Genomic DNA, 25,120 nt, shown 5'->3' with positions numbered 1-25,120 from the left:
GTGGTATGACTCTAAACGATCGAGTAGAATACCGAAGGCCAGCGACTGCTGGCCTTTATTTATTCCCATATCTGAGTCATCTTTACTACGTATACTGCTCAACATACGTACAACTGTTCATTGGATGACTTAGGTACATTAATAGTCGTTATGGAAAATAAAATGTATAACAAGGGTAAATCTACCTTCTTGTTACTGCTTGCAGTTGGACTGGTTGGCTGTTCAAGTGCGCCTGATGAAGCAGTAACAGGACAAGAAACAAATCAAACGACTTCTGATGTGTATGACCCGTTGGAAGGCTTTAACCGAACCATGTGGGAAATCAACTACGAATATTTAGATCCGTATTTGGTTCGTCCTGTATCACTTGCGTATGTGGAATACACGCCAGTTCCTATTCGTTCCGGTATCGCTAACTTCTTGTCGAACTTAGATGAGCCAGCCAGCATGGTTAATAACTTAGTCATGGGTAACGGCACGAAAGCCGTAGACCACTTTAACCGTTTTTGGATTAACTCGACGTTTGGTATTTTCGGTTTATTCGATATTGCAAGTGCCGCGGGTATTACGAAATACGACGAGAAAGCGTTCAGTGATGCAGTAGGCCACTATGGTGTTGGAAATGGCCCTTACTTCATGATTCCAGGTTATGGCCCGTATACCTTACGTGAAGTGACAGATACCGTAGATAGTACGTATTTACCCCTCTCTTACCTCAACTTCTGGGCGAGTTTGGGTAAGTGGGCGTTTGAAGGCATGGAGAAGCGTGCTTTATTAGTACCGCAAGAAGCACAGTTAGACTCGTCGCCGGATCCATATATTCTTACTCGCGATGTTTATATTCAGCGTCAAAACTTTAAAGCAGAAGTTGAAACCGTTGAAGAAGTGAACATCGAAGAAGAAGAGTATTTAGACGAATACCTAGAAGACTTTTAAGCGCTGTTCTTTACAATATACAAATAAAAAAGGCTTAGCTGATGCTAAGCCTTTTTTGTATTTTTGCTGTTTGGTTAGAAACGGTAGTTTGCTTGAACACCGATTAGCCAAACATTACCCGTAGTTTCGCCTACGAATTGGCCGCCGACTTGTTCTGCAGCGTCGTCTGACTTGTAACCACGAGACTCAACGATTGGTGCGTCTTTCGCGAAAATATAGGTGAAGCCAGCGTCTAGGCTGAAGTCTTTCGTCCAATCGTACGTTGCGCCAATACTTAGCCAAGTACGGTCAGTTTCTGGAATAGTGATCGTACGGTTTTTGTCGCTTACCGCTGAAGTATCGTATGCAATACCAGTACGTAGCGCTAGCTTAGGATCAAGCTGGTAAGTGGCACCAACAGCAAAGCGGTAGTTATCTTCCCAGCTTTCTACTTTAACCATATGCGTGCCAGCGGTATCTAGGCGTGCTTCCAATTTCTCGAAAGAGCTCCAATCCGTCCAGTTAAAGCTTGCGTGTAACGCAAGTTGGTCTGTTACTTGGTGGAAACTTGCCAGCTCAGCTGTTGCAGGCAGGTTTAGGTACATATAGCCGTTGTCACGTAGTTGTGGAAGCTCAGAAGTACCGAAGCCAAAACCTAGACCTTCAGCATGGCCTTCAAGCTTCAGTTCAACTTCAGATTTGTACGCGAAGCCGATACGGTTATTTTCATTGATCTGCCATGCAGTACCAACTTGCCAGCCCCAAGCGGTATCGTCACCTTCCATGTATTTTAGAGCGGTACCTTGAGGAACACTGATAGGATCGCCAGTTAAAGGGTGCTTTCCTACAACGTTATTCTTAGGAGCTGCTGCGCCAAAGCTGCCTTCGCCGATGATGTAACGGATACCACCACCAACGCTGATTGATTCATTGACTTTGTAAGCTGCGTTTAAGTTCGCTTCCATTGTCGTTACGCTTGCTTCGTTACCGAAGTGTGATGCACCAAAGCCTTTACCTAAATCGGTTTCCATACCGTAGTTGGTGCCAAATGCCAAACCAATCGCGAATTTCTCATTGTATTGGTGTGATAGGTAGAAGTTTGGAATGATTGCATCATGTGCGAAATCATCTGAAGATGCAGAAGAAGTACTACCGTGGAAGTTTACATCACCTTCAATATCAATATTTGGGTTCACATAGATTGCACCAACGGACACTTGAGTGCCTTCCAAATAAGTTAGCATTGCTGGGTTACGCCATTGTGCACTTGCGTTGTCAGCCATTGCTGCTTCACCAGCATATGCTCGACCTAGGCCTGTTGCAGAATATTCAGCAAGTTGGAAACCTGCTGCGTTAGCCATGCCCGTTGTGCCAAGTAGGCTTAATGCCACTGCTGTTGATAGAAGAGTCTTGTTGGTTTTCATTCGAATGTTCGCTGATTTGTTTATAACGTGGGACGAAAGTTTAAAGGTAGAGTTTTTACTTTAGAAATGAAAATCCAGCACAAGCAGTCATTTGGAATATTATGCTTTCAAGTGTTGTTTGGCTGGTTTAATAATCTAACTGTGAAGGGCTTGTAAATGGAATTCAGCGAACAGCTGTGCGTCCTAATTGTGAGATTTAGATACACGTGTTCACTCAAATTGAGTGGGCAATAAATCGCAGATATGAAAAAAGGCTGGAAATCCAGCCTTTTATATAAAGTATTTTTCTACTAACTAACAGCGAAGCGCTTAGAAGCTACGGCTGTATTGTAAGCCGAATAGAATTGCGTCAGCATGAGTTGTTGCTGTTACACCGGTAGAAAGACCAGGAGCTAATTGAGTATTCTCATTAACTTTTACATCTTCACCTAACAAGTATGTGAAGCCAAAATCGATGTTTGAGCTATTATCAATATGGTAAGAGAAACCTGTTGAGAACCACTGGCGATCTGAATCTGGTACCGAGATAGACGTTACTTTATCTTGAGCGCTTGTGTCGTACATGTAACCAGCACGAAGTGTCCAGTTGTTGTTTAGGTAGTAAGTACCACCAATTGCGTAGTGCCAGCCATCTTGCCATTGATAGTCTTTCGAGTAACCACCTTTAAGTAAACCCTGATTTAGGTTCTCAAAATCAATTTGGTCGAAATCTTTCCAACCGATGTATTGGATGCTGTAGTGTACAGCAAACTTAGTGTCTTGGATTTTGTGGAAACCAGAAAACTCGGCCATATCTGGTAGAGGTAGCGTGATTTCCTGACCTTTGTCGTCTTTTGCTGTAAATTCAGGGCTGTAACGATACGCTAGACCAAAACGGTTGTTTTCATCTAGTTCGTACACAGTACCAACGTTGAAACCAACAGCCCAACCATCAGCTTTATCTACGTCCAGAATTTTTTGACCGCCAACCCGTGGGACTGAAGAGCTAGTTGTACGCTTCATTGTGCCTTGGCCGTAGATTAAATCTAAACCAGCACCAAAGCTCCATTGTTCGTTTAAACGGTAAGAACCCGCAAAGCCAAAGTTGAAGCTTTTTACATCCGTAAGACCACCGTACTCGGTTGCGGTATAGTTATCTGAAAATTCAGTTTTAGTGCCGAAATTAGAGTATGCGTTTACGCCCCATGCAAACTTGTCATTTACTGGAACGATTAGGTGAATGTTTGGAGCTATTGACGTATCACCCACATCATCAGTGTCAGCAACATTTACAGTACTAGAACCCAAAGGAGTATTAACGTTATATTTCGCATCTTTCACTTCAATCATTGAAGTAATGCTTTCGAAACCTAGCGAAAGCTCCATTTTATCAAATAGAGCCATTGCTGCTGGGTTACGAGCCATTACTGCGGCGTTATCTGCGATTACTGCATCACCAGCAAATGCACGGCCGATGCCAGTTGCTGATTGAGCGTTGATTTGGAAACCCGCTGCCATCGATTGACCTGAGGCAAAAGCTACCGTTACTGCTAGGAGAGTCTTTTTAAACAGACGCGTGTTCTGAGTCATTTGTTTTTCCTTATTAGATTCGTCTCTTTGGACGATAAATTGAGCTTTTGCTCAGTGGCGCAGATAGTAGTATCAATAGTTGCTTGGACAAATCCGACCATTGGATAAAATTGAATAAAAATTGCAGAAATGATATCTAAAAGACGGGAAATTGCACTTAAAATGCATAATTTAGAGTTTAAGCTCTAAATGCTATAGCAAGGGTGAATGTTTTGTGTTCTATTTATACAAAAATGCCGCTAAATAAGATCATTTAGCGGCATTTAACCTTTTGAAGGCTGGAAATCGTCGAAGTTATTACATCGGTTTAATCATTGATGCAAGAGTCGTAGCGATAGCATCAATATTTTCACCTTCTTCTCCGACTAAAATCAAGCTTGAACTCCCGACGGGCTGAACGATTCCGGTCATGCCATCCTTATTAAAGTCGGTACTTTGTTCGCTAGGAATACCAGTAATAAATAACGTTACTTTACCTTTTGGACCTTGGAATACCATATGCACCGCATTGGATTCGCCAAAACCGCAGTGGTTTAGGTAGTAAACGTGATATGGAAAGCTTTCACTAAACTGGTAATGAAATGGCGACATTTTCGCATTAATTTGCGAGCTCGGTACATCCTCATCAAGATGACGAACAAAAGGTTCTTCATGAATAACGTGTTTCATCGCGGTATCAGCTAAACTGGCTTGTGCTGGAGAAACCAAAACATTTCCCCAGTTTACTTGACCAACTAATAATCCTGCGGTGAACGCAATAGAAGCGGCAAGTGCCATTGCTTTGCGCACAAAGTTTGGTCTGACGACCTTCTCTTCATCAAGTGCACTCGACGTCTGACTAAATAAAATCTTATCAGCGAGATCTTCAGGTACATCCACATTCATGGCTTGTTTAATTTTTACGTCGAGATCCAAAACGTCATCAACAAACTTATTGTTGGCGTCGCTACCAGCTAAAGCTTGCAGAATCTCTTCATCCTTTTGTTTTGGATCCGACAAAATACGACGACGAAATTCTAAATCATCCATTCTTTTGTCCTCTCTTAGTATCTTGAGAATCCAACATCTCTTTGAGTTGATTACGAGCGCGAAATAATCGAGTCATCACTGTATTTTTATTTAAATCAAGAATGTCGCCAATCTCTTCTCCGCTGAAACCACCGACAACTTGGAGAAATAAAGGTTCGCGGTATTCAACATCGAGTTTCATGATCTGCGCTTGCAGCCATTCTTGCTGATGATGTGGGTCATCGCTGACTTTAGCATCATTGCCGTAATCATCGATATCAACTAAATCAAATTGTTTACGTTCGAAGCGGCGCGCATTTTCTCGTCTCAATATGGTGATGAGCCAAGACTTGGCTGCTTTTTCATCCTGGAGACTATCGAGTGACTTCCAAGCTCTAAGGCAGGTTTCCTGAACTAGATCTTCCGCTATCGCTTTATCTTTGCACAACCAGTATGCGTAGCGATATAAGTCACGATGGTACCCTCGGACGAGCGCTTCGTATTTTCTTTGCTTGTCCATATCAGAGTTGACCGGACTGTTGGAATTTTTCTTTCCAAACATTTTTAATATGGCCACAGGAGCCTCCATCCTCGCTCTGTGAGTTTCTTATTTGTTCTGAGCATGACTTTACTTTTCAATAGCCTCGCGGTTTCGGTTGAGCGTGTGTCGTAGATAACTTCTGACACAATAAGCTATGTGGTTACTTAAAAGTGTATACGCAAATGCCAAATATCATCGAACATGAATTGGTAAAGATTGTTAACAATATCATCATTAGTAATCAATGGTTTGGATAAGTTCATTCGATGGGACATAAAAAGAGACTGCTAGCGGTGAATTTTTGAATCGGTTTGCATCGCTGAGCCTTTTAGATGTGCTTAAAGCTCGTAAAATCACTATAAAATTGATCTATTTCAAAATATCAAGCAGTGAAGGGGTTATAGTACATCTTGTCATCTCGTTAGTCATTGCGACTAACATGTTGAGCAAGATGACACTTCCTTTTGAAGGCTGACTTTACTTTCTCCTAATCAGGAAACTGATTAATTTTCAATTGGCGTAAGTTAATTGTTTTATAGATATTCCGACCACACAGTTATGTGTGGTTTTTTTTTGCTTCGATTTTACCTTCCATATACCTCTTACCGTTTTAACTCTCTATAGTTAATCATTATTAATCGCATAAGAATCAAAGAAGTAGAGTAATTGATCTACTTGCTTCACGTTTATTTAAACGCACGTTTGATAAATTTAACAAATTCATTACAATGCGTCAGGTCAGACCTCTTGTATTTAAGGAGAAACAATGGGCAAGCAGGAAGTAAAAACACGCAATGGTGAGCGTGTCGCTATTGTCGCGGGGCTTCGAACTCCCTTTGCTCGTCAAAGCACGGAATTTAGCCAAGTGCCAGCGGTCGATTTAGGGAAAATGGTAGTAAGCGAAATGCTTGCTCGAACAGATATTGATCCGAAGTTAATCGAACAAGTGGTATTTGGACAAGTAGTACAAATGCCTGAAGCGCCAAACATCGCACGAGAAATCGTGTTAGGCACCGGTATGAACATCCATACTGATGCTTACAGTGTGACTCGTGCGTGCGCAACGAGTTTTCAAGCGGCGGTCAATGTCGCAGAAAGCATCATGGCGGGAACCATCGATATTGGTATTGCTGGCGGTGCAGATTCTTCTTCCGTCCTGCCTATTGGCGTATCAAAGAAACTGGCTGCTAATCTGCTTGCTCTTAGTAAGACAAAAACAATGGGTCAGAAGCTTAGCATCCTCAAAAACTTGAGCTTTAAAGACCTGATGCCAGTGCCACCAGCAGTAGCCGAGTACTCTACGGGTTTATCCATGGGACAAACTGCGGAGCAAATGGCAAAGACGCATGGTATTTCTCGTGCAGAGCAGGATGCGCTAGCACATCGCTCTCATACGCTGGCTTCCCAAGCTTGGAAAGAAGGCAAGATCCAAGGTGAAGTGATGACGGCTTTTCCCGAACCATACAAAAAATGGATTTCGGAAGACAACAATGTCCGTCACGACTCAACCGTAGAAGGGTACGCGAAACTTCGACCTGCCTTTGATCGCCAGTATGGCAGTGTTACGGCAGCTAACAGTACGCCACTGACTGATGGTGGTGCGGCAGTGATGTTGATGCGCGAAGGTAAAGCGAAAGAGCTTGGCATGGAGATTCTTGGCTACATCCGCGGCTACGCATTTTCAGCGATCGGTGTGGAAAAGGACATGCTGATGGGACCGACTTATGCCACAGCGAAAGTGCTAGAAAATACAGGCTTGGAACTGTCTGATCTGACGTTGATCGACATGCACGAAGCGTTTGCTGCGCAAGCATTGGCGAATGTGAAGATGTTTGCTTCAGATAAGTTTGCTCAAGAAAATCTAGGTCGTTCGAAAGCGATCGGTGAAATCGACATGGATAAGTTTAACGTGCTTGGTGGCTCAATCGCTTACGGTCACCCATTCGCGGCGACAGGTGCACGAATGATGACGCAAACTCTACGTGAACTGAAACGCCGTGGCGGCGGTATTGCGTTGAATACCGCATGTGCAGCTGGCGGTCTTGGCGCAGCAATGATTCTGGAGGTTGAGTAATGAGCGAGCAAAAAGCATTTAGTCTAAAAGTTGATGAGCAGAATATTGCTTGGTTAGCGATTGACGTACCTAATGAAAAAATGAATACGCTACAGGCGGCTTTTGCTGATGAAATGAAAGAAATCTTTGCTCAGCTAAAAGACGCCAGTGGCATCAAAGGGATGATCATTCATTCCCTAAAACCGGACAACTTTGTCGCGGGGGCCGATGTGCGCATGCTAGAAGCGTGCACGACCGCAAGTGAAGCAGAAGCATTAGCGAGGCAAGGTCAAGAGCTATTCCAGCAGCTATCGGACTTACCATATCCTGTGGTTGCCGCTATTCACGGTCCATGTTTGGGCGGTGGCTTAGAGCTTGCTCTTGCATGTGATTATCGTGTTTGTACGGATTCAGATAAAACGCGTTTAGGCCTGCCAGAAGTACAACTTGGTTTATTGCCAGGTTCTGGTGGTACTCAGCGTCTGCCACGTTTGATTGGCCTATTACCGTCGTTGGACTTGATCCTGACGGGTAAACAGCTTCGCGCAAAGAAAGCTAAAAAGCTGGGTGTGGTTGACGCCTGTGTCCCTGACACCATTTTGCTCGACGTAGCAAAACAGTTTATCGACAAAGGTAAAAACAAGGGTACGAAAAAGCTATCGACGAAAGAAAAAGTGATGTCGGGTAGCGGGTTAGGGCGCAAGTTTGTGTTTGAACAGGCAGCGAAGAAAACCAATCAGAAAACCCGTGGTAACTATCCTGCAACGGTCGCGATTTTAGACGTTATTCAGCATGGTTTAGAGAAAGGTTTCGCCCAAGGACAAGAGCTTGAAGCGAAACGCTTCGGTGAGCTTGTGATGAGCTCAGAGTCAAAAGCGCTTCGTTCTATCTTCTTTGCGACAACGGAAATGAAGAAAGAAAATGGTACGGATGCGAAACCCGCGCCAGTTCATAAAGTTGGCGTGCTTGGCGGTGGCTTGATGGGCGCAGGAATCAGCCATGTGTCTGTTGCAAAAGCGAAGGTGCCTGTCCGCATCAAAGACGTCAGCAACGATGGCGTTCTAAACGCACTCAACTATAACTACAAGTTATTTGAGAAACAGCGTAAACGTCGCATTCTATCAAAAGCCGATCTGCAAGCGAAAATGTTGCAACTGTCTGGCGGTGTCGACTTTACCAGCTTTAATCATATTGATGTCGTAATTGAAGCCGTTTTTGAAGACTTAGATCTTAAACAAAAAATGGTGGCGGATATCGAAGCGAATGCCAAGCCGGAAACCATCTTTGCGACCAATACTTCTTCGTTACCAATCCACAAAATTGCAGAAAAAGCGGAGCGTCCAGAAAACGTAGTGGGTTTGCATTACTTCAGCCCGGTAGAAAAAATGCCGTTGGTGGAAGTGATTCCGCATGAAACGACATCAGATGAAACCATTTCAACAGTCGTTGCACTTGCTAAAAAGCAAGGTAAAACCCCGATCGTAGTGAAAGACAAAGCGGGCTTTTACGTGAACCGCATTCTTGCGCCATACATGAACGAAGCGGCGCATATTCTGCTGGCTAACGAACCGATCGAAAAGATTGATACGGCGTTGCTTGATTTTGGTTTCCCTGTCGGCCCGATTACCTTACTGGATGAAGTCGGTGTCGACATTGGCGCGAAGATCATGCCGATTCTAGTCAACGAGTTAGGTGAGCGATTCAAAGGCCCTGACGTGTTCGATATCTTATTGAATGACGGTCGCAAAGGACGTAAGAGCGGGAAAGGTTTCTACACTTACAAAGGTAAGAAGAAAGAAGTCGATAAATCTATCTACAAGCTGCTTAAGCTCGATCCTGAATCTAAGCTGAGCGATAACGATATTGCGTTGCGCTGTGTACTACCAATGCTGAATGAAGCGGTACGTTGTTTGGATGACGGCATCATTCGCTCGCCACGTGATGGTGATATTGGTGCAATATTTGGCATTGGTTTCCCTCCATTCTTGGGCGGTCCATTCCGTTATATGGATCAGTTTGGCATTAAAGAACTGGTTGAGAAAATGAATGAGTTTGCATCGAAGTATGGCGATCGTTACGCACCGTGTGATGGTTTGCTTACTCGAGCTGGAGAAGGAACCACATTCTATTAAACGTTGCTTCGGTAAAGAAAAAGGCTTGCCAGTGGCAAGCCTTTTTCATAAATAAGAAATAGTTACTTCTTCTTGTCTTTCTTATCTTTATTGTGGCCTTTACCTGGGTTGTCGTCCCCGTGAACGCTGCTGTTGCCTTTGTTGTCTTTATCTTTCCACTGTTTTGAAGAGCAATCATCTGATTTGATAGAAACATTGTCTCCGCTTAGGCGGACACAGTCGTTACTTAGCTCAAAGCCATCACCTTTCACCGAGATTTCAGCGTGTGCAGATGCCAGTGGCAGTAAAATAGCCGCAAGTAGTAGTGCTTTTTTCATGATTACCTCATTAATTTATTTTTAGTGTGGTAATTAGAGCATAAGCCGCAATGGCGTAATTTCAATTTTCTGCCAATTATGGTGTCGATTCTATTTATGAGACCCACAACCTCATTGGTTTGTAGGTATATACTTACTAATCGATAATTTTATTACTGCGCAATTAGATCATCCTAAGCCGCAATCTTTTGGCCTAAGTTGGAACTCTTCAATCGATCCAATTTCTTGCCCTAAGTGGATGCGCGGAGCGTCCGAATGCGATTGTCCTTGAGAGTGCATGACCAATCGGTTTGCCGTGCGAGGTTTCAACTCATTAACGACAAAGCGAATCATGTCTGCTCGGGTCAATTTCTTCAGTTCAGAAAGTACCTTGTCACGTTGGTTAAACTCGGTGTCTTTGTTTCCTATTGCAACCCAAAGACGCTGAGCACGACCTCGCAGTGTGGTGTCCGGCGTCGCTATTTGATTCCACAAGCCGCGCTTACTGCTATGCCACTGGTAATCGTTCAGTTCTAACAGCACCATATAAAAGGCATTTAAGAACTCATCGATTGAGGTAACCAGCTCGGCAGGTGCTGCATTGGGTGACTGCACATAAAGCACAATACCCGGATGACGATTAAGTGGCATATTGCCAGTGCCCACCATGTAACCTAATTGCTGTTTTGTGCGGATCTCGTGGAAAAATGTTGCCGACATGAGATGGTTCGCCAATGAGTATAGAGCAATGCTACGAGGCTCAATATCCTCACACTGGTGGTAAATAACGACCGCCGAATCTTGCTGGTTGCAATGTACTTCACGTTGAAAACTGCCGTTTTTTCCCAGCATGATGAGTGGGCGGAGCGCCTCTTCATAACGCTGCTCTTTTACTCTTAGGGCATCCTTTAAGGTTGTCGCCATGTCATGCGCTTGTTGACGCTGCCAATCTCCGTAAACAAACATTTCAACGTGCAGCTCTGCAAGAATTGATTCTACGAATACTGAGAGTTCATCGACTTCGATTTCTTCTAGCGCTTCGACTAAGGTTGCGAAAGGCGGGTTATTGGGTTGAAGTAGCCCTGTAAGTGCGTTAAACAGCTGCGAAATAGGACGATCTTGTGAAGCATTTCTCCAGTTACGTAACAGTTGCTGCTTGATGGTTTCAAAGCGTGCAGGGCTGAAATCTCGAGAAGCAAAACGGTGCAGGATCATTTCCAACAATTGAGGCAGTTTTTGGCTGAACCCTGAGAGGGTTAAGGTAACCCCGCCTTGGTGAGCGTACATGTTGTAACCCATCCCTGCGATTTCAGCTTGATAGGTTTCTTTTGCTAGCGAGTCGAGGAACATCTCGACACATAGGCGAGTTTTGACAATGTTCTTCGGCGATGCAACAGCATGAGAGCTGTCGATAGCGACATATACAACGCCTTTTGGCACGCGAAATTCATCATCTTGTAAATGCCAAAGTCGGAAGCCTTCGAGATCTTCAATTAACTCTGGTAGTGAACCACCATTTTCGAACGGCATGGGATCGAGATCGTAGCAAATATAAGGGTTCTTTTCTGGTAAGACGAACTGCCAGCTTGGATCGATTTGTTGATAGAAGCGGCGTTGCTCATCACTAAAAGGCGTGACGGAATACGGAGTAAAGTACCATTCGGCAGTACGATTGTATTCCAGTCCTTTTGCAATCAGGGTTACGCGGACATTATCGATGGTTAAGTATTGCAGCAACGAACGCTGCAGTTGTTCATCATAGCCCGCCATTTTGTAGTCGCCATAAATGGTATCGTCTGGCTGATAATGCTGCATATTGATAACAAGATGGCTAACCAAATCCATTGGTCGAGATGGTTCCTGGAAACGAAACGCCGACTCAAGCACCGCTTGTTTTTCGAGATAGCGCCATTCATCTAGCCCGTCTTGTTTGATCATCGAGAGGTATTGAAAAACCGCTTGGATGATGTCGTCAACGTGGTTGAGACCCAGCGGGGTGAGTGTGCAGCTAACCGTAAAATCTCGATAGTTGCTACCACTAGCGCCGCCTCCCGCAGAAAGCGACGTAATCCAGCCTTCATTTTTTAGCTGGAGCATTAAGCTGCCTTCGCCTTCATAGCCGAGTAAATGCGCGAAGTAAGAGAGTGGTTTCAAGCCGTAGTGCTTATCCATCCCTGGCATTGGGAAGGTGAGAATGAGTTTTCGAAATTCTTTGATTGGTTCAACTTGAACTAAAATCCCGGTACTTTCTTTGGTGCTAATGGGGACATCAATCGATTTTCCACGAAGGTGGTGATTTGGGATATTGGCAAACATGGCTTCTACCCACGCTTGCTGATCATCGAGCGACTGTGGCCCAAAGAGCGTCAACGTCATGAGATCGGCAGAGTATTGAGAGTGGTGAAACTCGACAATTTCGTCGCGGATGGACTTACCCTCTCGGTCACCTAATGTATCTAGGTTGCCGACTGAGAACTTAGAGAAAGGGTGCTCTGGATTGATGACTTCTTTATTGACTTGATACAGGCGGCGAGAATCGTCATTAAGTTTGAGTTTGTATTCGGAGTCGACAGCCTGGCGTTCTTTGTCTAAAGCTTCTTCGTTAAACAATGGTGCGGTAAAGAATTGGCTAAATCGATCTAAGGCATTTTCAAAGGCATTCGGAGTAACATCAAAAAAGAAACAAGTGTGTTCAGTACCCGTCCAAGCGTTATTTGTTCCTCCATGCTGGCTAATATAACTTTGAAACTCGCCCACTTTAGGGTATTTTTCCGTACCCAAAAAAAGCATATGTTCTAAATAGTGTGCCAGACCTTGGCGATCTTTTGGGTCGTCGAAGTGTCCAACGTTCACTGCTAGAGCTGCTGCTGACTGTTGAGCTGTCTCGGAATGAATCAGCAGTACACGCAGATCATTGCTCAAGGTAATGTAGCGGTATTGATTTGAATCGTTAGGACTTAGATGCACGATGCGTCTCCAGATTTCGCATTACAGTAATTATGAACCCCTAGCTAGGGGGCGCAAAGTTTGCGTTTCGACAAATACTGCTTGCCGTATTTTTGTTATTCGTAGACTTCTGCACAGGCCCATCGCGTTTGCGTATGGGGAAGAACTGTTTGAATGAATGCTCTGAACTCATAGCACAGTTAAATACTGTGATGAACTGAGTACATTCTTTTTAATAGATTGTTAAGAAAGTCGCTATCTTTAGCAAGCGAATTGGTATAATGAACAGATAATTATATCAGTATTTTTGTTTCGTCATTATTAAAGTTAGCCCCGTCTATCTAATAAAGATAGCAGTCAACCTTTTGGTAGCGTTAGCTATCCCTAGGAAATAACATGAAAATATTCATCATGCGTCACGGCGAAGCCGAGCATTTTGCAGATTCAGACGCAGCCCGACAATTGACCCCAAGAGGCCGAGTCGAATCAGAAGCGGTTGCGAGAGCCTGTAAAGAACAAGGTTTTGCGCAATTCGATAAAGTGTTGGTGAGTCCGTACATTAGAGCTCAACAAACTTGGCAAGAGGTCAGCGAGTATTTTGCTGCAAAAAGCATCGAAACTTGTGAAGATATTACACCTTACGGTCAATCTGAGCATGTATTTGATTTTGCAAGTGCATTGATTGAAGTGGAAAAACTAGACTCGCTTCTGCTTGTCTCTCACTTGCCTTTGGTTGGCTATCTCACTTCAGAGTTTGTAAAAGACATGGCACCACCGATGTTTCCTACATCAGGTCTAGTGTGTATTGAATACGATCTACAAACGCAAAACGGTGAAGTGCTGTGGCATATTACGCCATAAGCATCGAAACCAAATAAGCATTTAAACATTAGATATCCAGAGTTAAGAAAGGCAGGAAATTTCCTGCCTTTTTGTTTAATTGCTTCTACAGTGAGCTAGTTACTTTTCTGGAATCGAGAGCAAAACTAACAACGCACCATCACCGCCGAATTCTAGTGGCGCTTGGTGGAAAGCCATTACGTCTGGGTGTTGTGCTAACCAAAGTGGCGCTTTCTGTTTCAGGATGTGTTTACCAATGCCATGTTGCACACACGCACAGTGAATCTCGTTTTTGACGCAGTAGGCGATCATCGCACCAAGTTCGCGTTTAGCTTCTTGTTGTGTCATGCCGTGCATATCGAGGAATACGTCCGGTACATACACGCCGCGACGCAGACGTTTAACTTCATAAGTGGAGACGTCGTCACGTGCATAACGAGTTGGGCCATCTTCATTTAAGAGAGGGACAAACTCGTCGGAGAAGTAAAACTCAGAATCACTCGCTTCACGGTTGGAGCGCTTGATTTCTTTTTGCTTAGTATTTTTTTTTGGTTGCTGGATTATGGTATCCTGTCGCAACTTTTTTACGCCCTGTACTGCTTCCTGAAACAAGGCGAAATCGTCATCGTGTTCGGTGTCTTTTTTGCTCATTAGGTAAACAATTTCATTAATAAACTTTTATTGGCAGTATTGTAGCGCTTTTCGGAGGCAATTTTGGATAAGATTTTTGTAGAAGAAGCGGTATCGGAGCTGCATACCCTTCAAGATATGATTCGTTGGACGGTAAGCCGCTTTAACGCAGCGAACCTGTTTTACGGTCATGGTACTGATAATGCGTGGGATGAAGCGGTTCAGCTTATCCTGCCAACCTTATACTTGCCGATTGATGTGCCTCCGCACGTATTAAACTCTCGCCTAACGACCAGCGAGCGTCTGCGTATTGTTGAGCGTGTAGTAAAACGTATCAATGAACGTACACCAACTGCATACCTAACCAACAAAGCTTGGTTCTGCGGTCTTGAATTCTTCGTTGATGAGCGCGTACTTGTGCCACGTTCTCCAATCGGTGAGTTGATTCAAGCAGAATTCCAACCTTGGTTGGTGGAAGAGCCTGCGCGCATCATGGACCTATGCACAGGCAGCGGCTGTATCGCAATTGCATGTGCTCACGCGTTCCCTGAAGCTGAAGTGGATGCGATCGACATCTCTACAGATGCTCTACAAGTGGCTGAGCAAAACGTACAAGATCATGGCATGGAGCAACAAGTGTTCCCAATTCGCTCTGACTTGTTCCGCGATCTACCAAAAGAGAAGTACAACCTGATCGTGTCTAACCCCCCATATGTGGATGAAGAAGACATGAACAGCCTGCCAGACGAGTTCACACACGAACCTGAGCTTGGTTTAGCCGCCGGTACGGATGGCCTAAAACTTGTGCGTCGTATTCTTGCAAACGCACCAGACTACCTAACAGATAACGGCATTCTTATCTGTGAAGTTGGCAACTCAATGATTCATATGATGGAACAGTACCCACAGATTCCGTTCACTTGGATTGAGTTTGAGAACGGTGGTCACGGCGTATTCATGCTAACGCGTGACCAGCTGGTTGAGTGTGCCGAAGAGTTCAAACTGTACAAAGACTAATAGGGTCTTGCACTAAACGTCAAAACACCGAGCTTTATGCTCGGTGTTTTTTTATGCATAACTCGCCGATATTAACTCTTTACATCAAAACGTAATAAAGCCACTATGAATCCACGAAGAATTGGAAAGCAGTTGCGCTCTGGTTTGAGAGGGCGTAGCGATAAAAACTTGAGGAAGTAATGGCAGGAAACAGTATCGGACAACATTTCCGAGTGACGACATTCGGGGAAAGTCACGGTATCGCACTGGGATGTATCGTAGACGGATGTCCTCCGGGGTTAGAAATTACAGAAGCAGATCTGCAAATCGATCTCGACCGCCGTCGTCCAGGCACATCACGTTACACCACACAACGTCGTGAACCGGATGAAGTTAAAATTCTTTCTGGTGTTTTTGAAGGCAAAACCACAGGCACATCGATCGGTTTGCTAATTGAAAACACCGATCAGCGCTCAAAAGATTACTCGGACATCAAAGATAAATTCCGTCCGGGTCATGCTGATTATACTTACCACCAAAAGTATGGCATCCGTGACTATCGAGGTGGCGGCCGTTCGTCTGCTCGTGAAACCGCAATGCGTGTGGCGGCGGGTGCAATCGCGAAGAAATACTTGAAAGATGAGTTTGGTGTTGAGATTCGCGCGTATTTGTCACAAATGGGTGATGTCTCTATCGACAAGGTAGATTGGAACGAAATCGAAAACAATGCGTTCTTTTGCCCAGATGTGGACAAAGTAGAAGCGTTTGACCAACTTATCCGTGACCTGAAAAAAGAAGGTGACTCTATTGGCGCGAAAATTCAGGTTGTGGCAACTAACGTGCCTGTTGGTCTTGGTGAGCCTGTATTTGATCGTCTTGATGCCGACATTGCACACGCGCTAATGAGCATTAATGCGGTGAAAGGCGTTGAGATTGGTGATGGCTTTGATGTGGTAAACCAAAAAGGCAGTCAACACCGTGATACGCTTGCTCCTGAAGGTTTTGGCAGTAATCACGCGGGCGGTATTCTTGGCGGTATCTCAACTGGTCAAGACATTGTGGCTAACATTGCGCTTAAGCCAACATCAAGCATCACAGTTCCGGGTGAGACCATCACAAAAGAAGGTGAGCCAACTCAGTTGATCACCAAAGGCCGTCATGATCCTTGTGTGGGTATTCGTGCCGTACCAATAGCTGAAGCGATGCTAGCGATTGTGGTGATGGATCATTTGCTGCGTCATCGTGGTCAGAACCATGGCGTAACAACTGAAACACCGAAGATTTAAGCTTAAAAATAAGCTTGATAAAGAGACAAAAGGCTGCTCAATGGGCAGCCTTTTTAATGTGTTTTCATTACGCGTTTAGATAAGTTAATGGAGTGAGCCTTCCGTTTCCAAATTGAAAGAAGGGAGACGCCACTTAAAACGTACCGCAGCCATACGCAGCATATAACCGGTGATCAGCGTAATGATAGTGGCTGTTACATCGGGAATATTAAATTCTAATAGCGCTAAGTACATTCCTGATGCGATAAGAGCGACAGAAGCGTAAAGTTCTTCATGCAGTACCAACGGTGTTTGGCGACAGATTAAGTCGCGGAGTAGACCACCGAATACACCCGTTACTAGCGCTGAAACCATACAAATTCCAGGGTGTAAGCCCATGCCCATCGCAATCTTAGTTCCGATGATGCTGAACACGATCAAACCTAACGCATCAAGGCGGATGAATAGACCTTTTAGCTTAATCACCCATTTAGCTAAGCCTGTGGTAAGTACACCCGCAACACACGTGATTGCTAGGAACTCTGGGTTTTTTACCCAACCAAGAGGGTAGTGCCCCAGTAAAATGTCACGTACGGTGCCACCACCAATGGCCGTTGCACTGGCCACCAACATAACACCAAACCAGTCCATTTTTCTTCTACCAGCACTCAACGCACCTGTCATGGCTTCAGCCGTGATACCAATGATATACAACACACTTAGCAACATAGAGAGACACTCAACGTAAAAAGTTACTACGTTCTACATGAATCATCGTAGGCGCAGCAACAATACTTACAAAAGGTTTTATCATTCTTAAAAAGTGATTAAAACCAGCAACATGCCTGTAATCAAACCGCTTAAAAAACAGCAGTTTGAGCAGCATCAAAATAAGGCGAGAGTGTAGTAGCAAATGAGTACGCTGACGAATGAGAAATTATATGGAGAAAGCGATGTTCAGATAAATTCAACTAATAACCAAAACTGTGGGAGCATCTTTACCTTATAGATAAAAACAGCGACAATACGCAGCGCATGTCAAACTGAAGTACAAACTCGACGATGACCCACGAATACCAAGACCTTATCACCATTTTCAATGACACCTTTTTAGACCAATTTAATACGAAATTGGAGTTAGGTGGTGATGAGCCTATTTATCTTCCTGCTGATGATGAGCATCCTCATCATCGGATTATTTTTGCTCGGGGTTTTTATGCCTCCGCATTACACGAAATCTCGCATTGGTGTGTGGCAGGGCCTGAGCGTCGTTTGCTGGAAGATTTTGGCTATTGGTATGAACCCGATGGGCGCACGGAAGAAGTTCAAGCGGAGTTTGAGAAAGTTGAAGTGCGTCCGCAAGCTTATGAATGGATTCTGGCACAAAGTGCTGGCTTCCCTTTTACGGTGAGTTGTGACAATCTACACGGCGATTTTGAACCAGATAGGCTCGGCTTTATGCAGAAAGTGCATAAAGAAGTGTTGGGTATTTTGGAAGCTGGCTTGCCTTTGCGAGTGAGAATGCTTTCGGATGCTCTGCGTGCGTTTTACCAAACCAAGCCGCTGGAAGCGTCAGACTTTTGCGTTAAATAACCTCAAATAACCTCAGAGATACACCATGATTATTGAATTTGAAGAAAAACTACTGGAACTGATTGATGCTCGAATTGAAACAGCATCTGACGATGAATTGTTTGCTGGTGGTTATCTACGTGGTCACATCTCTTTGTCTGCGGCATCTTGTGAAGAAGAAGGCATTAGCGATATTACTGAACTGAAGTCACGCATTGAGAGCAGTTTGGAAGACGCTCGTACCGAATTAAGCCCAGCTGATCGCGCGATCGTCAGTGACTTGTGGCAAGAACTGCAGGCTCAGGCTTAATCTCCGAACGTCGTTCTCCGTTTATTAGTCCAAGTCATTTACTACTTCGAAAAATTCGAACCTCTCCATAAAATTTTTGTGGTTGTAGCGAAACTGTTCAACTTTTATTCTGGTTAGCATAAAACGTGAACAAAGGATTACAACCATGAAAATTGTCGCATTTGGTGCTTCTACCAGCTCTACCTCAATCAATAAACTACTTGCTACTTACGCAGCAAACCAAGTCGAAGACGCTCAAGTGAACGTTTTAGACTTAAACAATTATCAAGTACCGATGTTTAGCGAAGACAAAGAGAAAGAAATTGGTCAAGCTGAAGGTGCTGTCGCATTTTTACGTGATTTGGCTGAGGCTGACGCTATTGTTGTTTCCTTCGCAGAGCATAACGGCTCATACCCAGCAGCGTATAAAAACCTGTTTGATTGGGCGACGCGCATTGAGCGCAACGTATTTCAAAACAAGCCGGTCGTTTACTTAGCAACTTCTCCTGGCCCGGGTGGCGCACAGAGCGTTCTTGCGGCGGCAACAGGTTCCGCGCAATTTTTCGGAGCAGATGTGAAAGCATCGCTATCTGTGCCGAGCTTCTACGAGAACTTTGATGTGGAGTCTGGTGAGGCGGTAAATCCGGAAGTAGCAGAGCAAGTGAAACAGGCAATTGCACAGCTGAAGTAATTTCAACACGAGTGACTTAATGAGTTAGCGATTCCCGACACATACCTGCGTCGGGAATGTAAACGAGAGAATACTCTTACAGCTCAGTAATGGCTTTGCCTTTTTTTAGTTTACGAACCCACATTCGACTTGGATGAAGTTCGGTCAATACATCAACAGGTAATGGCAGCGGGTCTCCACAGATTTGCGAGGCCAACACTTCAGCTAACAATGGTGCAGAGCTCAGCCCACGAGATCCTAAACCTAAGAAGCAGAATAGGTTAGTGAACTGATGAACGGTTTCTACCTCTTCTGCTTTTTGATTTTGTAAGTTGGCGTATTGCGTTTTGATCGTCTCAAAGTCACCCACATTTCCGACAAATGGTAAGTGATCTCGGCTCACGCAGCGAATACCTTGACGAGATCGATTGCCACTGATATCTACCTCTTTTGGCCATTCTTGGTTCGGTACGCACTTAACTAACTTTTCTGCGTTATCCTTCTGAGCGTTTTCATCAAATTCGTAGTCTAGGTGACTGCGATCGTAGCTTGCGCCTATGCACAGGTGCTGATTGTTTGGGTTAACAGGCGTCATGTAGCCGTCGTAACACAATACCGTTTTCAATTGACTCAGCGTTTCGGTTGCTGGAGCATGACTGACTTGCCCTTTCACCTGTCCCATCGGCAGGGAAGCGGTTTGGCTCAATGTCTGGAACTCATGACCATTCGCAATCACAACGGTTGAGTGCTCAAATGTTTGACCATTGACCGTTAGTGTCCAAAGCTGATGCTCTTCATCCCAGTTTAATGCTTCAACGTGATGTTCAAACTTCGTTGAGAGTAACGATGTCTGTTCTAATTGTTTGATTAACCCACGCGTTAGCTCGGCAGGGCACAACCACCCTCCCATTGGGTAGTACACAGACGACATATCGATAGGTAATCCGATAGTATTCGCAGTTTCCTCGGCGGACAGTTTTTGAATCAATTCAGAAGGAAAATTACCCGCAAGCATCTTTTCCAGCTTATCAGCAGATTTTTCATCCCACATTAGCTGAGTTACACCACACCAATCGTGATCGAATGTAACCGACTCCGCAGCTTGTTCAATAAATTGTCTTGCAAACAAAAATGCAGGAGCAAACACACGCGAAACGCCAGTATGGGGACCGTTCAACAATGGATACACGGCCCCTTGACGATTACCCGACGCTCCTTCGGCTGGTTGAGTGTCTTTGCAGTAAAGCGTGACGTTTTGGCCACGACGAACTAACGTTTTCGCTAACGCCGCGCTGGCTATACCACCACCAATGATAGCAATCGAATCAAGATTGCTGGACGCCGTGCGATTGAACCAAGGGAGATGGTTCGACTGCTTTTCACGTTGTTCCATCGAACCTGCGATCATTTCTCGCTTGGTGCCAAAGCCTTTGACCTTTTTCATTGCAAAGCCTGCTTCGTTCAACCCTCGACGCACAAAGCCCGCTGCGGTAAAAGTGGCGACTGTACAGTCTTGCTTGGCTAACTTAGCCATGTTGTTGAACAGATTTTGGTTCCACATTTCTGGGTTTTTACTTGGCGCGAATCCATCTAAAAACCAAGCGTCAATCAAACCTTGTTCGTTGTATGGGACTTGCGGCATGCAGTCTTTGATGTCGCCAAACCAAAGGTCGAGTGTAATTGCGCCATCTTCAAGCACAATGCGGTGACACTCAGGTACGGCGACAGGGTAGTGCTTTTGTAACTTTTCCGCGTACTCAGCTAGCTCAGGCCAAGCTTCATGCGCCTTCTTTAAATCCGCTTGGCTTAGCGGGTATTTTTCAAAGCTAATAAAATGCAGCTCTTTCAATACTGCGTTTGGATGCTGACGACGAAACTCACTAAACCACTGGCATACTGCTAAGAAGTTTAATCCCGTGCCAAATCCTGTTTCACCAATGACAAAACGTCTTTGGTCAAATTCCTGCCATCTTTCTGGGAGATGATTTTGTTTTAAGAAAACGTAGCGTGTCTCTTCAAGACCGTTTACGTTAGAGAAGTAAACATCATCAAATTGGTCTGAAACCGGAGTACCAGCTTCGTTCCAACCAAGTTCTGCGTTTTTTATTGAAGTCATAATGGTGCAAATTTGTGATTTGGCGCGGTAAGAATGGGGCGATTGTACGAATTTATGGGAAAGCTGACCACTTTTGTTGACTATCTTAGTTATCATCTAGCGGATTTTTGAATTATAGGAATGTCATAATGAAACGAGTCGTAATCACCGGTATGGGTATTGTTTCAAGTATCGGTAACAACGTCGAAGAAGTTCTAGCGTCTCTTAAAGCGGGCAAATCTGGCATCACTGCATCTGAGCAGTTCAAAGAACACGGTCTTCGTTCGCAAGTATGGGGTGACCTAAAAATCAACCCGGCGGAACACATCGACCGTAAGCAGATGCGCTTTATGGGTGATGCGGCTGCTTATGCATACCTATCAATGGAGCAGGCAATCGCAGACGCTGGTCTTACAGAGGATCAGGTTTCAAACGATCGTACCGGTATCGTTGCGGGTTCTGGCGGTGCTTCTGCATATAACCAAACGGTAGCGACAGACACGATGCGCGCAAAAGGCGTAAAACGAGTTGGCCCTTACATGGTTCCTCGTACTATGTCTTCTACGGTTTCCGCTTGTCTTGCTACGCCATTTAAGATTCGTGGTGTGAACTACTCAATGAGCTCTGCATGTGCTACTTCTGCACACTGTATCGGTCACGCGATGGAGCTTATTCAACTTGGTAAACAAGACATTGTTTTTGCTGGTGGCGGTGAAGAGCTTGATTGGTCTCAAACCATGATGTTTGACGCTATGGGTGCGCTGTCAACGAAATACAACGACACTCCAGACAAAGCATCTCGTACATATGATGCGGACCGTGATGGTTTCGTTATCTCTGGCGGTGGCGGCATGCTGGTTATCGAAGAACTTGAGCACGCTCTAGCACGTGGCGCGAAAATCTACGGTGAGATCGTAGGTTACGGTGCGACTTCAGATGGCTATGACATGGTAGCACCATCAGGTGAAGGCGCGATCCGTTGTATGAAGATGGCGATGCAAGACGTTGACTGTGTGGATTACATCAACACGCACGGCACGTCGACACCAGTTGGTGACGTGAAAGAGCTTGGTGCGATCCAACAATTGTTTGGTGAGAACAGCCCAGCAATCTCTGCAACAAAAGCAATGACTGGTCACGCACTAGGCGCCGCTGGTGTGCACGAAGCGATTTACTCAACACTTATGCTAGACAAAAACTTCATTGCTCCAAGCATCAATATTGAAAACTTGGACGAAGCAGCTCAAGGTCTAGACATCGTGACAGAAGCACGTGATGCAGAGTTAACAACCGTAATGTCAAACAGCTTTGGCTTTGGCGGCACAAACGCAACTTTGGTTATTAAAAAGTACCAAGGTTAACTGAATTTGTTGGCGCGCCACGTGAGTGAGAACAGCGTCAACAATCCAGTTTCCAGAGCTTGATCAGTCATACTGATCGAACAGACGCAGACTCTATCCCATGGAGAGCGGGATAGGATCCTTTTGTTCTGGAACTTTGCCCGGCTATTTAGCCGGGCTTTTTCTTTTCTCAATTTCTGCTTTTTACGTTGCTTCCCGTTAAACGATTTCTTTGGAGCCAATCTCCTTGAGGTTTATTAGGGTTATTTCTTGAGATTTTTCGGGAAAAGGGCACAATCGTTTTAGTTTCGCATCTTGCGAATAAACGAACTCATACAAATGGATGTTAAAACGCTGGCGCTATGAAAATTATTGTTGATGAAAATATGCCGTACGCTGAAGAGCTATTCAGCCAACTCGGTGAAGTGATTCTAAAACCAGGTCGTACACTGACGGCTGATGATTTAGTGGATGTTGATGCCCTAATGATTCGCTCGGTAACCAAAGTGAATGCCGAGCTAATCAGCAAAGCAAACAAGCTAAAGTTTGTTGGTACCGCAACAGCAGGTATGGATCATGTCGACCAAGCGCTTTTAAAAGAGAAAGGTATATTCTTCACCGCTGCGCCGGGTTGTAACAAAGTGGGTGTGGCGGAGTATGCGTTCAGCGTAATGATGGTGCTCGCTCAGCAACAAGGCTTCTCGGTATTTGACAAGACGGTAGGTATTATTGGTGCAGGCCAAGTAGGTAGCTACCTAGAGAAATGTTTGAAAGGCATGGGGATTAAAGTTCTCATCAATGACCCATTCAAACAAGAGGCTGGTGATCCTCGTAGCTTTACTCCGTTGACAGAACTGATTGAAAGCTCAGACATCATTACACTACATACGCCAATCACCAAAGATGGCCCATATCCAACTCATCATTTAATTGATGAAACGGTTTTAAACTCGCTTCGTAGTGATCAGATTTTGATTAACGCCGCGCGAGGTCCAATCGTTGATAACGAGGCATTGAAGCAACGTCTTTTGAAAAACGACGGTTTTACCGCAGCGCTTGACGTATTTGAATTTGAACCAGAGGTTGATATGGAGCTTCTGCCTCTGCTAGCATTCGCAACCCCTCACGTTGCAGGCTATGGCTTGGAAGGGAAAGCTCGCGGTACGACGATGATTTTCAACAGCTACTGTGAGTTCTTAAATAACGAATTACGTGCGCATGCCAGCGATTTACTGCCAACCGCGCCTGTTCCTACTATGGTATTGGACAGAGCTTGGGATGAAGCAACACTGCATAACATCACGCAGTTAATCTATGATGTGCGTAGAGATGACGCTCTTTTCCGTCGTGAGATCAGTAAGCCAGGTGCTTTTGACCTGATGCGTAAAAACTACTGGGATCGCCGTGAATACAGCGCTGTCACGCTAGTGGGTAACAAAACATGTAACCTTGCTCCATTAGCAGAACTAGGTTTTCAGATTGAGGTAAGTCAATGAGCCAGCAATATAATGTTGCCATTTTAGGTGCGACCGGTGCGGTCGGTGAAACAATTTTAGAAGTGCTTCAAGAACGTAAATTCCCAGTGGGTGACATTCACTTATTGGCAAGTGAGCGTAGCGAAGGCAAGACTTATCGCTTTAATGGCAAAACGGTTCGTGTACAGAACGTTGAAGAGTTTGATTGGTCTCAAGCTCATATTGCGTTGTTCTCTGCTGGTGGTGAGCTATCTGAAAAATGGGCGCCAATCGCGGCAGATGAAGGTGTTATCGTTATCGACAACACTTCACACTTCCGTTACGAGTACGACATTCCTCTTGTTGTGCCAGAAGTAAACCCAGAAGCGATTGCAGAGTTTCGTAACCGTAACATTATTGCGAACCCAAACTGTTCGACCATTCAAATGCTGGTGGCACTAAAACCAATTCACGATGCAGTGGGTATTGAGCGTATTAACGTATCTACATACCAATCCGTATCTGGTGCGGGTAAAGCGGGCATTGACGAACTAGCAGGTCAAACGGCTAAGCTTCTAAACGGTCTGCCTGCGGATAAGAAGCAATTCTCTCAACAGATTGCGTTTAACTGTATTCCGCAAATCGATCAGATGATGGAAAATGGCTACACCAAAGAAGAAATGAAAATGGTGTGGGAAACACAGAAGATCTTTAACGATCCATCAATCACAGTAAACCCAACGTGTGTGCGTGTGCCGGTATTCTATGGTCATGCTGAAGCGCTTCACATTGAGACTCGCTCTCCAATCGATGCACAAGAAGTTGTTAACTTGCTTGAGCAAACAGAAGGCATTGAAGTCTTCCACGGTGATGACTTCCCGACACAAGTGCGTGATGCGGGCGGTAAAGATCATGTTATGGTTGGTCGAATCCGCAACGATATCAGCCACCACAGTGGTGTAAACTTGTGGGTTGTGGCGGATAACGTGCGTAAAGGCGCAGCAACTAACGCGGTACAAATCGCTGAAGTTCTGATCCGCGATTACTACTAAGTCACTTACCAGTTCATTTCAAAGCCTCGCACT

At 44.8% G+C, this 25,120-nt stretch carries 21 protein-coding genes; 12 read left to right on the top strand and 9 right to left on the bottom strand.

Going from position 1 to position 25,120, the window contains the following annotated elements; all coding sequences use genetic code 11:
• The first annotated feature begins 162 nt into the window (after window positions 1-162).
• Window positions 163-936 carry an MlaA family lipoprotein gene (locus tag ACWPOD_RS15960; protein ID WP_005394290.1) on the top strand — a complete coding sequence of 258 codons (774 nt, stop codon included), beginning with the start codon at window positions 163-165 and terminating at the stop codon, window positions 934-936.
• Between the two features lie 74 nt (window positions 937-1,010).
• Here ACWPOD_RS15960 and ACWPOD_RS15955 read toward each other — a convergent pair whose 3' ends face one another.
• From ACWPOD_RS15955 to ACWPOD_RS15940, 4 genes are all read right to left on the bottom strand, one after another.
• Complete coding sequence (locus ACWPOD_RS15955) at window positions 1,011-2,339, bottom strand: outer membrane protein transport protein (protein ID WP_456232055.1); 1,329 nt, start codon at window positions 2,337-2,339, stop codon at window positions 1,011-1,013.
• Window positions 2,340-2,648: 309 nt separating this feature from the next.
• The gene (locus ACWPOD_RS15950) at window positions 2,649-3,908 is read right to left on the bottom strand and encodes an outer membrane protein transport protein (protein ID WP_006741718.1); all 1,260 of its coding nucleotides are present in this window, start codon (window positions 3,906-3,908) and stop codon (window positions 2,649-2,651) included.
• 297 nt (window positions 3,909-4,205) lie between these two features.
• Window positions 4,206-4,937 (bottom strand): DUF3379 domain-containing protein, encoded by a 732-nt coding sequence (locus ACWPOD_RS15945; protein ID WP_170902881.1) that lies wholly within the window; start codon window positions 4,935-4,937, stop codon window positions 4,206-4,208.
• The gene (locus ACWPOD_RS15940; protein ID WP_029836529.1) at window positions 4,930-5,505 is read right to left on the bottom strand and encodes a sigma-70 family RNA polymerase sigma factor; all 576 of its coding nucleotides are present in this window, start codon (window positions 5,503-5,505) and stop codon (window positions 4,930-4,932) included. Before ACWPOD_RS15940 ends, ACWPOD_RS15945 begins: the two co-directional genes overlap by 8 nt.
• A gap of 718 nt (window positions 5,506-6,223) precedes the next feature.
• Between ACWPOD_RS15940 and fadI the strand changes: the two genes are divergently transcribed.
• Window positions 6,224-7,531: an acetyl-CoA C-acyltransferase FadI gene (gene fadI / locus ACWPOD_RS15935; protein WP_005394284.1), complete on the top strand. Its 1,308-nt coding sequence runs from the start codon at window positions 6,224-6,226 to the stop codon at window positions 7,529-7,531.
• Window positions 7,531-9,642 (top strand): fatty acid oxidation complex subunit alpha FadJ, encoded by a 2,112-nt coding sequence (gene fadJ, locus ACWPOD_RS15930; protein ID WP_005394283.1) that lies wholly within the window; start codon window positions 7,531-7,533, stop codon window positions 9,640-9,642. Before fadI ends, fadJ begins: the two co-directional genes overlap by 1 nt.
• 62 nt (window positions 9,643-9,704) lie before the next feature.
• Here the strand turns inward: fadJ and ACWPOD_RS15925 are convergent, their stop codons facing one another.
• Window positions 9,705-9,959: a hypothetical protein gene (locus tag ACWPOD_RS15925; RefSeq protein WP_005397900.1), complete on the bottom strand. Its 255-nt coding sequence runs from the start codon at window positions 9,957-9,959 to the stop codon at window positions 9,705-9,707.
• Between the two features lie 168 nt (window positions 9,960-10,127).
• The gene (locus ACWPOD_RS15920) at window positions 10,128-12,905 is read right to left on the bottom strand and encodes an insulinase family protein (RefSeq protein ID WP_109169788.1); all 2,778 of its coding nucleotides are present in this window, start codon (window positions 12,903-12,905) and stop codon (window positions 10,128-10,130) included.
• Between the two features lie 375 nt (window positions 12,906-13,280).
• Between ACWPOD_RS15920 and sixA the strand changes: the two genes are divergently transcribed.
• Window positions 13,281-13,745, top strand: a complete 465-nt coding sequence (sixA, locus tag ACWPOD_RS15915; RefSeq protein WP_109169787.1) for a phosphohistidine phosphatase SixA — start codon at window positions 13,281-13,283, stop codon at window positions 13,743-13,745.
• Between the two features lie 99 nt (window positions 13,746-13,844).
• Here the strand turns inward: sixA and smrB are convergent, their stop codons facing one another.
• Entirely contained in the window at window positions 13,845-14,375 is a 531-nt protein-coding gene (gene smrB / locus ACWPOD_RS15910) for an endonuclease SmrB (protein WP_046875553.1), read from the bottom strand.
• Between the two features lie 63 nt (window positions 14,376-14,438).
• Between smrB and prmB the strand changes: the two genes are divergently transcribed.
• Window positions 14,439-15,371 carry a 50S ribosomal protein L3 N(5)-glutamine methyltransferase gene (gene prmB / locus ACWPOD_RS15905; RefSeq protein WP_005397909.1) on the top strand — a complete coding sequence of 311 codons (933 nt, stop codon included), beginning with the start codon at window positions 14,439-14,441 and terminating at the stop codon, window positions 15,369-15,371.
• 179 nt (window positions 15,372-15,550) lie between these two features.
• Complete coding sequence (gene aroC / locus ACWPOD_RS15900; RefSeq protein ID WP_005397911.1) at window positions 15,551-16,636, top strand: chorismate synthase; 1,086 nt, start codon at window positions 15,551-15,553, stop codon at window positions 16,634-16,636.
• An 84-nt stretch (window positions 16,637-16,720) separates the two neighbouring features.
• On the opposite strand, the gene ACWPOD_RS15895 is transcribed toward aroC, so the two are convergent.
• On the bottom strand, window positions 16,721-17,344 hold the full coding sequence (locus tag ACWPOD_RS15895; protein ID WP_005397913.1) for a trimeric intracellular cation channel family protein: 624 nt from the start codon (window positions 17,342-17,344) through the stop codon (window positions 16,721-16,723).
• 333 nt (window positions 17,345-17,677) lie between these two features.
• Here ACWPOD_RS15895 and ACWPOD_RS15890 point away from each other — a divergent pair, with 333 nt between their 5' ends.
• From ACWPOD_RS15890 to ACWPOD_RS15880, 3 genes are all read left to right on the top strand, one after another.
• On the top strand, window positions 17,678-18,208 hold the full coding sequence (locus ACWPOD_RS15890) for an elongation factor P hydroxylase (protein ID WP_109169786.1): 531 nt from the start codon (window positions 17,678-17,680) through the stop codon (window positions 18,206-18,208).
• A 25-nt stretch (window positions 18,209-18,233) separates the two neighbouring features.
• Window positions 18,234-18,497: a YfcL family protein gene (locus ACWPOD_RS15885; protein WP_005397926.1), complete on the top strand. Its 264-nt coding sequence runs from the start codon at window positions 18,234-18,236 to the stop codon at window positions 18,495-18,497.
• A gap of 145 nt (window positions 18,498-18,642) precedes the next feature.
• Window positions 18,643-19,167: an NADPH-dependent FMN reductase gene (locus ACWPOD_RS15880; RefSeq protein WP_053808780.1), complete on the top strand. Its 525-nt coding sequence runs from the start codon at window positions 18,643-18,645 to the stop codon at window positions 19,165-19,167.
• Between the two features lie 76 nt (window positions 19,168-19,243).
• Here the strand turns inward: ACWPOD_RS15880 and mnmC are convergent, their stop codons facing one another.
• A complete protein-coding gene (mnmC, locus tag ACWPOD_RS15875) occupies window positions 19,244-21,262 on the bottom strand; it encodes a bifunctional tRNA (5-methylaminomethyl-2-thiouridine)(34)-methyltransferase MnmD/FAD-dependent 5-carboxymethylaminomethyl-2-thiouridine(34) oxidoreductase MnmC (protein ID WP_109169785.1) in 2,019 nt (672 codons plus the stop codon).
• Window positions 21,263-21,390: 128 nt separating this feature from the next.
• On the opposite strand from mnmC, the gene fabB reads away from it, so the two are divergent.
• The 3 genes from fabB (at window position 21,391) to ACWPOD_RS15860 (ending at window position 25,087) form a co-directional block, all read left to right on the top strand.
• The gene (gene fabB / locus ACWPOD_RS15870; protein WP_456232054.1) at window positions 21,391-22,602 is read left to right on the top strand and encodes a beta-ketoacyl-ACP synthase I; all 1,212 of its coding nucleotides are present in this window, start codon (window positions 21,391-21,393) and stop codon (window positions 22,600-22,602) included.
• 341 nt (window positions 22,603-22,943) lie between these two features.
• The gene (locus ACWPOD_RS15865) at window positions 22,944-24,077 is read left to right on the top strand and encodes a 4-phosphoerythronate dehydrogenase (RefSeq protein ID WP_456232053.1); all 1,134 of its coding nucleotides are present in this window, start codon (window positions 22,944-22,946) and stop codon (window positions 24,075-24,077) included.
• Window positions 24,074-25,087 carry an aspartate-semialdehyde dehydrogenase gene (locus tag ACWPOD_RS15860; protein ID WP_006741728.1) on the top strand — a complete coding sequence of 338 codons (1,014 nt, stop codon included), beginning with the start codon at window positions 24,074-24,076 and terminating at the stop codon, window positions 25,085-25,087. Before ACWPOD_RS15865 ends, ACWPOD_RS15860 begins: the two co-directional genes overlap by 4 nt.
• The last annotated feature ends 33 nt before the right edge of the window (window positions 25,088-25,120 follow it).

It is taken from the genome of Vibrio sp. JZG120, from assembly GCF_053890955.1.
This window is presented reverse-complemented; position numbering and strand designations above follow the sequence as displayed.